Source organism: Polaromonas sp. P1_G4 (genome assembly GCF_056405475.1).
Map to the genome: position 1 here is coordinate 1 of NZ_JBFUCA010000103.1, position 10,598 is coordinate 10,598.

Annotated in this window: 12 protein-coding genes and 1 pseudogene; 12 read left to right on the top strand and 1 reads right to left on the bottom strand. The window is 63.9% G+C overall.

Going from position 1 to position 10,598, the window contains the following annotated elements; translation table 11 throughout:
• Positions 1–274 precede the first annotated feature (274 nt).
• From AC1D1X_RS07360 to thiL, 3 genes are read left to right on the top strand one after another with little or no spacing between them, the layout of a single operon-like run.
• Positions 275–1,534, top strand: a complete 1,260-nt coding sequence (locus tag AC1D1X_RS07360) for a cation:proton antiporter (RefSeq protein ID WP_477698063.1) — start codon at positions 275–277, stop codon at positions 1,532–1,534.
• A complete protein-coding gene (locus AC1D1X_RS07365; protein ID WP_477670716.1) occupies positions 1,524–2,663 on the top strand; it encodes a YbdK family carboxylate-amine ligase in 1,140 nt (379 codons plus the stop codon). Before AC1D1X_RS07360 ends, AC1D1X_RS07365 begins: the two co-directional genes overlap by 11 nt.
• A gap of 35 nt (positions 2,664–2,698) precedes the next feature.
• On the top strand, positions 2,699–3,691 hold the full coding sequence (thiL, locus tag AC1D1X_RS07370) for a thiamine-phosphate kinase (protein ID WP_477670715.1): 993 nt from the start codon (positions 2,699–2,701) through the stop codon (positions 3,689–3,691).
• A 42-nt stretch (positions 3,692–3,733) separates the two neighbouring features.
• Here the strand turns inward: thiL and AC1D1X_RS07375 are convergent, their stop codons facing one another.
• Entirely contained in the window at positions 3,734–3,925 is a 192-nt protein-coding gene (locus tag AC1D1X_RS07375) for a hypothetical protein (protein WP_477670714.1), read from the bottom strand.
• A 147-nt stretch (positions 3,926–4,072) separates the two neighbouring features.
• Between AC1D1X_RS07375 and AC1D1X_RS07380 the strand changes: the two genes are divergently transcribed.
• The 9 genes and pseudogenes from AC1D1X_RS07380 to AC1D1X_RS07420 all read left to right on the top strand — a co-directional run.
• Positions 4,073–4,987: a LysR family transcriptional regulator gene (locus AC1D1X_RS07380; protein ID WP_477670713.1), complete on the top strand. Its 915-nt coding sequence runs from the start codon at positions 4,073–4,075 to the stop codon at positions 4,985–4,987.
• Between the two features lie 2 nt (positions 4,988–4,989).
• On the top strand, positions 4,990–5,529 hold the full coding sequence (locus AC1D1X_RS07385) for a phosphatidylglycerophosphatase A family protein (RefSeq protein WP_477670712.1): 540 nt from the start codon (positions 4,990–4,992) through the stop codon (positions 5,527–5,529).
• Positions 5,526–6,041, top strand: coding sequence for a CinA family protein (locus AC1D1X_RS07390; RefSeq protein WP_477670711.1), 516 nt, complete (start codon positions 5,526–5,528; stop codon positions 6,039–6,041). The genes AC1D1X_RS07385 and AC1D1X_RS07390 overlap by 4 nt, the downstream gene beginning before the upstream one ends.
• Positions 6,042–6,126: 85 nt before the next feature.
• Positions 6,127–6,618 (top strand): nuclear transport factor 2 family protein, encoded by a 492-nt coding sequence (locus AC1D1X_RS07395; protein WP_477670710.1) that lies wholly within the window; start codon positions 6,127–6,129, stop codon positions 6,616–6,618.
• 17 nt (positions 6,619–6,635) lie between these two features.
• Positions 6,636–7,568 (top strand): alpha/beta fold hydrolase, encoded by a 933-nt coding sequence (locus AC1D1X_RS07400; protein ID WP_477670709.1) that lies wholly within the window; start codon positions 6,636–6,638, stop codon positions 7,566–7,568.
• Between the two features lie 15 nt (positions 7,569–7,583).
• Positions 7,584–8,057, top strand: coding sequence for an OsmC family protein (locus tag AC1D1X_RS07405; RefSeq protein ID WP_477670708.1), 474 nt, complete (start codon positions 7,584–7,586; stop codon positions 8,055–8,057).
• Complete coding sequence (locus AC1D1X_RS07410) at positions 8,054–8,707, top strand: DUF2238 domain-containing protein (protein WP_477670707.1); 654 nt, start codon at positions 8,054–8,056, stop codon at positions 8,705–8,707. The genes AC1D1X_RS07405 and AC1D1X_RS07410 overlap by 4 nt, the downstream gene beginning before the upstream one ends.
• A 100-nt stretch (positions 8,708–8,807) precedes the next feature.
• Positions 8,808–10,055 (top strand): annotated as a pseudogene (locus AC1D1X_RS07415) (benzoate/H(+) symporter BenE family transporter).
• On the top strand, positions 10,052–10,598 hold a 547-nt coding region (locus AC1D1X_RS07420), incomplete at its 3' end, for an ATP-grasp domain-containing protein (RefSeq protein ID WP_477698064.1). The pseudogene AC1D1X_RS07415 and the gene AC1D1X_RS07420, both read left to right, overlap by 4 nt.

The window sequence follows — 10,598 nt, forward strand, 5'->3', positions numbered from 1 at the left end:
AGCAGGGGCCGCGGAACCGGCTTTGCCGGGCCGCAGGCGCCGTCCCCTGCAAGGGGAAAAGGGCTACACGCAGTGAGCCCGATAGGGGTGTGCTTCATGTTCAGGTCTTGTCCTACAGGTCCCGCCGCGAGGCGCCTGTAAATTAATGCAACGTTTCTTTTCAGGAACACCACCGGGCTTCATGCCGCCAAGGCTGGCCACTCAACGCGCAACATGCCGCAGACACAGGGCATGCTTGTAGAAGAAGTCCTGACGACAGTGGAGACAACCCCGTATGAACGAAATTCTGGCCATATGGGCTGAGTGGATCAAGCCGTCGGCAGGTTTGCCGACCGTGCAATGGTCCATTCTGCTGGCGGTAGCGGCTGCTGCCGGCCACCTCGCCAACCGCTACACAGGCCTGCCCAAGGTCATCGGCTATTCACTCGTCGGCGGGCTGGCCGGACTGGCCGGTTTTACCGGCGCCGTGTGGCCATTGCAGGGCACCGGGCTTTTCCTGCTGGAGCTGGGCGTTGCCGTGGTGCTGTTTGAAGCGGGCGGGCGCATTCCGCTGCGCTGGTTTCGCCACAACCCCATGGTGCTGGTGCAAAGCCTGGCTGAATCTGCCCTCACCTATGTTTTTGTCCACTGGGCCCTGAGCAAGCTGGGCGTGCGCGAGATCGTTGCGGAGTCGCTCGCGCTGCTGGCCATGGCCGCATCACCGGCCGTTCTCTCGCGTGTGGCGATCGACACAGGTGCCGCCGGACCGGTGACGGAACGCGCCCTGGTGCTGTCAACGCTGGGCACCCTGTATGCCCTCACGCTGTGCAGCGCCCGCGCCGGCCTGATGCCGCGGGGCGAAGCCGCGCTGTCAAGCCCGCTCTACGCAGTGCTGGTGGTGCTGGGCCTGTCCGTCGTGGTCGGCGCTGTGCTCGCCCTCACATTGCGCATCGCCTTGCGGGTGATGAGCCCCACCAGCGAGAACACCGCCATCCTGCTGCTGGCACTGATCGCCACAGGCGCGGCGCTTGCAGCCCACTTCGGCGGCTCGGCGCCGCTGGCGGCCCTGCTGGGCGGCATGCTGCTCAAGCAACTGAACCCGCGCCCCTGGTCATGGCCGCGGCAGATGGGCACTGCCTCGTCGATGCTGACCATGTTGATGTTTGTGCTGGTCTCCGTGGTCGCCGCGCAAGCAGACTGGAGCGGGCCTGTTGCCGGGCTCGTCATCGGCATGGTCGTGGCCCGCATGGTTGCCAAGATTGCCGGTGTCGCCATCGGTAACGTGGGCAGCGGCGCCAGCTGGAAGCAGGCCCTCTGGGTCGGCTGCGCGATGTCGCCGATGTCATCGGTGGCGCTGCTGCTGGTTTCACAGTTTGCGGCGGCCTCGGGCGCCACGGGGCGTCAGATTGCCAGCGTGGCCCTGCCTGCAATCTTGCTGATGGAAGTGCTGGGTGCCGTGCTCGCCACCGTGGCCATCTACCGCTCGGGCGAAAGCTCCAAACCCTGGGCGCCGCTCACACGCAGCCCTTCAACAGGACCTGYTCATGAGTCTTGAACCTTTCCAGAAGTCCGCAGCCCTCTCGCTGGGTGTCGAGCTTGAACTGCAGCTCGTCAATACCCACGACTATGACCTCGCGCCGTATGCCGAAGACATGCTGCGCCTGATGGCCAAAATTCCGCTACCCGGCGCCGTGGTGCCGGAGATGACGTCCAGCATGATCGAGATCTCGACCGGCGTGTGCCATAACGCCTCGGAGGTGCTGGGCCAGCTTTCGCAGATTCGCGACGCGCTCGTCAAGAGCGCCGACAAGCTCAACATTGCGGTGGTGGGCGGCGGCACGCATCCGTTTCAGCAATGGCACGAGCGCCGCATTTACGACAAACCGCGCTTTCGCGAACTGTCGGAGCTGTACGGCTACCTTTCCAAGCAGTTCACGATCTTCGGCCAGCACGTGCACGTGGGCTGCCCCGACGCCGACAGTGCCCTGCTGACGCTGCACCGCATGTCGCGCTATATCCCGCACTTCATTGCCCTGTCGGCATCTTCGCCTTACGTGCAGGGGCAAGACACAGCGTTTGATTCGGCGCGCCTCAACTCCGTGTTTGCCTTCCCGCTATCGGGCCGTGCACCGTTTGCCCTGACGTGGGACGACTTCACCGTGTACTTCGACAAGATGACGCGCACCGGCGTGGTCAAGAGCATGAAGGACTTTTACTGGGACATCCGGCCCAAGCCGGAGTTCGGCACCATCGAGATCCGCGTGTTCGACACCCCGATGACCGTGGAGCGTGCCACCGCGCTGGCCGGCTTTGTGCAGTCACTGGCCTCCTGGTTCATGCACGAACAGCCCTTCATGCCGGTCGAGGACGACTACCTGGTCTACACCTACAACCGCTTCCAGGCCTGCCGCTTCGGGCTGGACGCAGTCTATGTCGACCCGGCCACGGGCGGGCACATGCCGCTGCGCGAGCACATCCTGCTGACCATGGCACAGATTGAACGCCATGCCACCGGCATGGGTGCCGGTGCGTCGCTGCACCTGCTGCGCAACAGCGTGGAGCGTGCCGACAATGACGCCCGCTGGCTGCGCGAAAAGCAGGGCGAGGAACACCTGCTGGCCGAAGTCATACGCCAGGCGGCCGACCGTTTCCGCGGTGGCGTCACGCACCAACAACATCCCTGATCCGGCTTTGCCGGATACCCTTGTATGCTCGGCATATGGGTGAATTTGACCTGATCGCACGCTATTTCACGCGTCCCGCCGGCCGGGCCGTCCTGGGTGTCGGTGACGACTGTGCATTGCTGCAGCCCGCGCCCGGCACACAACTGGCCATCTCCAGCGACATGCTGGTCGAGGGCCGGCATTTCTTTGCAGATGTAGATCCTTTTACCTTGGGCCACAAGGCGCTGGCCGTCAACCTCAGCGACCTCGCCGCCTGCGGCGCCCAGCCCCTGGCATTCACACTGGCCCTGGCCTTGCCCCTTATCGACGACGCCTGGCTGGCCGCGTTTTCGCAAGGCCTGCTGTCGCTGGCCGATGCGCACGGCTGCGAACTGGTGGGCGGCGACACCACCCAGGGGCCGCTCAACATCTGCATCACGGTGTTCGGCGAAGTGCCTGTGGTCGGCGGCAAGAGCCAGGCATTGCTGCGCTCCGGCGCAAAGCCCGGCGACGACATCTATGTCAGCGGCACGCTGGGTGACGCCCGGCTTGCCCTGGAGGCGCTGCGCGGCGCCCTGGCCCTGCCTCCAGGCGTCCTTGCACAGACCCGCCAGCGGCTCGAACAACCCACGCCGCGCGTCGCCCTCGGCCTGGCCCTGCGGGATGTTGCCTCTGGAGCCATCGACGTGAGCGACGGCCTGCTGGGTGACTTGCAACACATCCTCAAGGCATCCGGCGCCGGCGCTACCATCGACACCTCGCTTACTATCAATTTGATAGCTGTCCGCGCTTGTCCTGATTGGGCCGAAGGCACAATTCCCCATGAAAAGCAGCTGGAATGCGTACTGGCAGGCGGGGATGATTATGAGCTCGCCTTCACCGCGCCGCCCTCCGCGCGTGAGGCCGTACGGGCAGCTTCACGGCTTGCCGCAACGCCCGTCACCCGCATCGGGAAAATCGACTCCCAGCCAGGCCTTCGACTGATTGATGCACAAGGAAAAGCTGTTTCGCAGCACTTCTCCTCGTTTGATCACTTTGTCGGGAAATAGACAAGGAAAGACAGCGCGTTTGTGCGCCGGCACCGGCGTGGTTCAGGTCCCCGTCTGTTTGCGCAGCCGGGCGTGGCGCGCCAGACTCTGTACAAACCGGGTTGCTGCCCGCAGGGCGGCCGGCGCGGCCCCGTTGCCGAAATTCTCCACGGCCTCGCGGCGTAGTTGCCTCGCACGCTGCCCGGCCAGATCGATCAGGCGGTTGTGCTCGTCAAGCGAAAGGGTGCGGCTCATGATGTTTTCCTTTTCTGTCCCCGGGGTTTGCGGGGGGTGAAAGCACTGTAGGAAAAGCACGGCCCGCCGGAAACGGCATGGTCCGCAAATGGGTCTTGCGCTGGCTGCAAAGCCGCCCGCAGGCCCTGTACTGGTTACCATTGACCCATGCGCAACCTTGGCTTCGACGACATGCTCCTCTTTGCCCGCGTGGCCGAGCTGGGCACCCTCTCGGCCGTTGCCCGCGAACGCGACGTACCGGTCAGCCAGGTTTCGCGCAGCCTGAGCCGCATCGAAAAAGCCTGCGGTACGCGCCTGATCCATCGCTCCACGCACGGTTTGGCGCCCACCGCCGAGGGCGAAACCTTTCTGCAGTACTGCCGCCGCATCGTGGGAACGCTCGACGAGCTGGAAGGCGAATTTGCCAGCCAGTCGCGGCAAGCCACCGGCTGGGTGCGTGTGGCGGCCAGCACGGTGGTCGCCCAGTACCTGCTGGCGCCCAGTTTTGACAGCCTGCACCGGCGCCATCCGCAGCTGTGCGTGGACCTCCAGGTGGAAGACCGGCTGGTGGACATGGCGCGGGACGGCATCGACATCGCGATTCGCACCGGCACACCGGTGACCGACACGGTCGTTGCCCGGCAAATCGGTGCGCTGGGGCGGCGGCTGTATGCTGCGCCGGGCTACCTTCAGGCTTACGGAACACCCCGGCACCCCGACGAACTGCATAACCACCGGCTGATCACCAACAGCGGCGTGCCCATGCTCAACCACTGGCCTTTCGTGATTGACGGGAAACCCAGCGTGATCGTGCCCAAGGCATCCTGGCGCTCCGACAATACCGGCATGACCGCCACGCTCACGCTGCAGGGCCTGGGTATTTCACGTTGCGCCACGCTGGTCGCCGAACCGCTGGCGCGCCAAGGCTTGCTCGTTCCGGTGCTTGCGGACTTTGTCGACGAACAACCCAGCCCGATTTACGCCGTTACGCTCACCAACCGCCACCGCCTGCCCAAAATCAAGGCCTGTATCGACCATTGGGCCGAGTGGCTGGAAAAAACCAGCGCGGCCCCAGCCTCATGACCATGACATCCGAATTCACCCCCCCACCAGAAGCCCCCAGCCCGGCGCGGTTCCGGCCCAATGTCCGGTTCCTGCTGTCGCATCCTGCGCATTTCATCGCCCTCGGTTTCGGCTCGGGCCTGAGCCCGGTGGCGCCCGGCACGGCCGGCACACTCTGGGCCTGGCTGGCTTTTCTGGTGCTGCAGCAGTGGCTGTCGCCGGCCGACATGGGCTGGCTGATTGCCGCCTCTACCCTGATTGGCTGGTGGGCCTGCACCGTCACCGCGAAGGCCATGAACGTGCTCGACCCCGGCAACATCGTCTGGGACGAAGTGGTGGCCTTCTGGCTGGTGTTGTGGCTGGTCATGCCGGCGGGCTTCGAAGCGCAGCTCGCCGCGTTTTTGCTGTTTCGCTTTTTTGACGCCGTGAAGCCCGGCCCGGTGGCATGGGCTGATCAGGCTTTCAAGGGCTTTAGCTGGCGCGGCGGCTTCGGGATTTTGTTTGACGACTTCGTGGCGGCGTTCTGCGCCCTGCTGGTGATCGCCTTCTGGAGATTCTGGTGAGCAGCACATTGCTATCAAAAGAGGAGCTGCTTGCGCCCGTCTCTATTGCCTTGGTGGTCGATTTATTGCTCAAAAAGGGCTGGATGCTCGCCACGGCCGAAAGCTGCACCGGCGGCATGATCTCGGCGGCGTGCACCGACCTGGCGGGCTCCAGCGCCTGGTTCGAGCGCGGCTTTGTCACCTATTCCAACGAAGCGAAAAACGAACTGCTGGGTGTCGACGCTGCGCTGATTGCCGTGCACGGCGCTGTCAGCGAGGAAGTGGCCCGTGCGATGGCTTCCGGCGCCCTGGGCCACTCCCGTGCACAGGTGTCGGTGGCGGTCACCGGGGTGGCCGGCCCGACGGGCGGCAGTGCCGCCAAACCCGTCGGTACGGTATGGTTTGGTTTTGCGCTTCCCGGCCGGCTGGTGTCTGAAGTCCGGCGCTTTGACGGCGACCGGGCCGCGGTGCGCAGCGCCACGGTGCAGCATGCGCTGCAGCGGCTGCTGCAATTGCTGCGCGAAGCCGGCTGACGCGTGAGCGACGCCGGCACAAACCGAAGCGCTATAGAGTCGCGAAGCCACGAGGCCACCCGAAAACAACCACCCAGGAGACACCATGCACCCCAACCAGGCCACCCTCGAGAAGTTTTACAGCGCTTTTACACGGCTGGATTCCGACACCATGGCGACCTGCTACGCCCCGGACGCCGCTTTCGACGACGCGGCGTTTTCGCTGCGGGGGCACCGCGAGGTCACCGGCATGTGGCACATGCTGTGCGACGCCACAAAAGCCAAGGGCATGGATGTATGGAAGCTCACCTACAGCGGGCTGGAAGCCGGCGCGAGCACGGGAAAGTCGCACTGGGATGCCTACTACCGCTTCAGCGCCACCGGGCGCATGGTGCACAACAGCATTGACGGTGCGTTTGAATTCAATGAACAGGGCCTGATCACGCGGCACCGTGATCACTTTGATTTCTGGACCTGGTCGCGGCAGGCGCTGGGCGCGCCCGGCCTGCTGCTGGGCTGGACGCCCTTCCTGCGCAACAAGGTGCGCGCGCAGGCGGCAGCAAATCTGCAAAAATACTTGGCCCAACGCAAGAGTTGATCCAAACGGGAGTTTTCATGTCCTGGTTTGACGGTTTTGAATCACGCAGCTTTGAGGTCAACGGCGCGTCCATCAACGCGCGGTTTTCCCGGGTCGTGCCGGGCGATCCGCTGCGCCCGGCCCTGTTGCTGCTGCATGGTTTCCCGCAGTCGCATGTGATGTGGCACCGCGTGGCGCAACGCCTGGCAAAACACTACTTCCTGGTCATGCCCGATTTGCGGGGTTACGGAGACTCTTCCAAAACCGCAGGCCTGCCCGACCACAGCAACTACAGCAAACGCAACATGGCGCACGACATGGTCGGGGTGATGGATGCCCTGGGTGTGGACCGCTTTTACCTCAGCGGCCACGACCGCGGCGGGCGTGTGGCGCACCGGCTGGCGCTGGACTATGCGGCACGCGTGCAAAAACTCTGCATCATCGACATCGCCCCCACACTGGACATGTATGAAGGCCGCAGCATGACGGAGCCCTACATGGCGTTTGCGCGTGCCTACTACCACTGGTTCCATATGTTGCAGCCGGCGCCGCTGCCCGAAATCATGATGGGCGCCAACCATCCCGAAACCGCCAAAGCCTACCTGCACGCCAAGCTAGGCGGCTGGGGCAGCGCGGGGCTCAATTACATCGAACCTCAGGCCCTGGCCGAATATGAACGCTGCTTTTGCAACGCCGAAGCGCTGCATGCGGCCTGCGAAGACTACCGGGCAAGCGCCGGGATTGACCTGGACCACGACCGCGAAAGCCGCGCGCAGCACCTGAAGGTGGTCTGCGATTTGCTGCTCCTGTGGGGCGAACGCGGTGTGGTGCACCGGATGTTCGATCCGCTGGCGCTGTGGGAGGCGCAATGCAGCGGCGAGGTCTCGGGCCATGCCATGGCGGCGGGCCATTTCATCCCCGAGGAACAGCCCGTGGCGACGGCCACCGCGCTGCACAACTTCTTTCGCTGACTTCAAGGGGCGGCCATGTCGACTTACACGGCAGAGGTTTTGTGGGAAATCAATGGCGGCGATTTCCCGGGAAACCGCTACAGCCGCAGGCACCTGATCCGCTTCGACGGAGGCCTCGAAGTGCCGGGCTCTTCTTCACCGCATGTAGTGCCCCTGCCGATGTCGGACGCGTCAGCCATGGACCCGGAAGAGGCATTCGTCGCCTCGCTGTCGAGCTGCCACATGCTGTGGTTTTTGTCGATCGCGGCCAAACGCAAGTTTTCCGTGACACGCTACTTTGATGCGGCCAGTGGTGTGATGGAAAAGAACGCGGAAGGAAAAGTCGCCATGACCACCGTCACCTTGCGGCCTGACGTGGCGTTTGCCGGTGAACGCATGCCGACACGCGCCGAGATCGACAAGCTGCACCACGAGGCCCACGACGCCTGCTTCATCGCGAACTCGGTGAAAACCGATGTGCGCTGCGAGCCTGTGTATGGCGACGCATGACTGACCGCAGGCCGTTGCTGATCGCTCTCGGCCTGCTGGTACTGGCCGCGCTGGTGTGGTCGGGGATGGCGCCGTATGACCGGGGCACCTGGATGCTCGAGGTGGCGCCCGCCGTCATCGCCGCACCGGTACTGCTGGCCACGGGCCGGCGCTACCCGCTGACGACCTTGCTGTACGTGCTGATTGCGCTGCACATGCTGGTGCTGATCATGGGTGGCGCCTACACCTATGCCAGGGTGCCGCCGGGTTTCTGGCTGCAGGACTTGTTTCACCTGGGCCGCAACCCTTACGACAAGATCGGCCACTTCATGCAGGGGCTGGTGCCTGCGATGGTGGCACGCGAGGTATTGCTGCAGCGCGGCTACCTGGGCAGCCGCCGCATGGCAGGGTTTCTGTCAGTGTGCGTGGCCATGGCCATCAGCGCGGTGTATGAACTGGTGGAGTGGTGGGCCGCCTTGGCGCTGGGTCAGGGCGCGGATGAATTTCTGGGAACCCAGGGGGATCCCTGGGACACGCAGTCGGACATGTTCATGGCCTTGATCGGAGCTGCGGTGGCGATCACGCTGCTGGGCCGGTGGCATGACCGGCAAATGCGCAAGCTGTCGGGTTTGCAGGAACTTTGGCCGCAGGGCAATTGGGCTGGGCGCTAGTCGCTATTGAATTCATAGCAATCGGGTGGAATCCATCTGGAAGGCAGCTCTTCCTCTTGCGACCTCATGCCCTGCGTGCCAACCCTGCCAGAATCCCCCCATGCAATTTTTCAAAGACCTCAACCTCGCCGCCTTCACCGCGGGCTTCGTCGCAGTCCTGGTCGGCTTCACCAGCTCGGTTGCCATCGTCTTTCAGGCAGCCCTTGCCTTCAACGCCACGCCTGCCGAGATTGCCTCGTGGATGTGGGCGCTCGGCATCGGCATGGGTTTGTGCTCTCTTGTGCCGTCGTTGTGGTTGAAAAAGCCGGTGATGGTGGCCTGGTCCACACCGGGTGCCGCCGTGCTGGCTACTGCAGGGCTGGCTGGCGGTTTCTCGATGGGAGAGGCGGTTGCGGCATTTATGGTCAGCGCGGCGCTCATCACCTTGTTCGGCATCACCGGCTGGTTTGAAAAAGTCATGAACCGCATTCCTGTGGCCATCGCCTCCGCGTTGCTGGCGGGTGTGCTTGCGCGCTTCGGCATCCAGGCCTTTGCGGCAGCTCAAACGGCTTTGCCTTTGGTGCTGCTGATGCTGGCGATCTACTTATTGGGCAAGCGGTTGATGCCGCGCTATGCGGTAGTGCTGACGCTGGTCGGAGCCATTGTGTTTGTCGCTGCGCGCGGGCAACTGGCGTGGTCTGGGGTCGCTTTTTCGTTGGCGATGCCGGTGTTCGTGATGCCGAAGTTCACACTGGCCGCCATTGTCAGCCTGGCCATTCCGCTGTTTGTGGTGACCATGGCTTCGCAGAATCTGCCGGGCGTGGCAGCCATCCACGCCGCCGGTTATGGGCCGGACAGTCCGGACGGCGGCATTCCGGTGTCAAAAATCATCACGCTGAGCGGCCTGACCACGCTGGTGCTGGCGCCTTTTGGCGCGTTTGCCCTCAACCTGAGCGCCATCACGGCGGCCATCTGCATGGGCCGGGAAGCGCATGAGGACCCCGCCAGGCGGTACACCGCGACCGTATGCTGCGGCGCGATCTACATCGTGATCGGCATATTCGGCGCAGCGATCACCGGCCTGCTGACAGCTTTCCCAAAAGAGCTGGTCGTGGCCATTGCCGGGCTGGCGCTGCTGGGTACCATCGGCAACGGCCTGGCCGCGGCGGTGAAGGAGGAATCGCACCGGTAAGCGGCGCTTATCACTTTTCTCGTCACCTTGTCGGGCGTCGTAATAGCCGGTGTGGGCTCGGCCTTTTGGGGTGTCGTCGCGGGCGCGATTGCGCTCTTTGTACAACAATACGGCCAACAGCGCCGGGAAGCCCGCTCCGGGGCGGCGCCAAACCCTGGGACACGTTCCACACCATGAATCTTCTTTTTGTTGCCGATCCGCTCGAGTCATTCAAGATTTACAAGGACACCACCTTTGCCATGATGCGGGAGGCGCAGCGGCGCGGGCACCGCGTCAGCGCTTGTGAGCCGGCCGACATGAGCTGGGAGACCGGTGCGAAAGTCACAGCCCAGGTGCGCCACATCACGCTGACAGGCGACGCAGATGTGTGGTTCACGGCCGATGCCGCCCGGCCCGACGGCCGCGAAGCCATTGCGGGTTTTGATGCGGCGGTCATGCGCAAGGACCCGCCTTTTGACAGCGAATACTTTTACAGCACGCACCTGCTGGAGCAGGCCGAGCGCGAAGGCGCCAGGGTCTTCAACAAGCCTGCCGCCTTGCGCGACCATCCTGAAAAGCTTGCCATCCTCGAGTTTGCGCAATTCAGCGGCCCGACGCTGGTCACGCGAAGTGCGGCCGACATCAAGCGCTTTCATGCCGAGCACAAGGACATCATCCTCAAACCGCTGGATGGCATGGGCGGCAGGGGCATCTTCCGCGTGAAGGAAGACGGCCTGAATC

Coding starts and splice junctions, on each gene's coding strand:
- AC1D1X_RS07410 (WP_477670707.1), top strand. CDS start 8,054: ATGACTGACCGCAGGCCGTTGCTGATCGCTCTCGGCCTGCTGGTACTG.
- AC1D1X_RS07375 (WP_477670714.1), bottom strand. CDS start 3,925: ATGAGCCGCACCCTTTCGCTTGACGAGCACAACCGCCTGATCGATCTG.
- AC1D1X_RS07380 (WP_477670713.1), top strand. CDS start 4,073: ATGCGCAACCTTGGCTTCGACGACATGCTCCTCTTTGCCCGCGTGGCC.
- AC1D1X_RS07400 (WP_477670709.1), top strand. CDS start 6,636: ATGTCCTGGTTTGACGGTTTTGAATCACGCAGCTTTGAGGTCAACGGC.
- thiL (WP_477670715.1), top strand. CDS start 2,699: ATGGGTGAATTTGACCTGATCGCACGCTATTTCACGCGTCCCGCCGGC.
- AC1D1X_RS07405 (WP_477670708.1), top strand. CDS start 7,584: ATGTCGACTTACACGGCAGAGGTTTTGTGGGAAATCAATGGCGGCGAT.
- AC1D1X_RS07385 (WP_477670712.1), top strand. CDS start 4,990: ATGACATCCGAATTCACCCCCCCACCAGAAGCCCCCAGCCCGGCGCGG.
- AC1D1X_RS07395 (WP_477670710.1), top strand. CDS start 6,127: ATGCACCCCAACCAGGCCACCCTCGAGAAGTTTTACAGCGCTTTTACA.
- AC1D1X_RS07365 (WP_477670716.1), top strand. CDS start 1,524: ATGAGTCTTGAACCTTTCCAGAAGTCCGCAGCCCTCTCGCTGGGTGTC.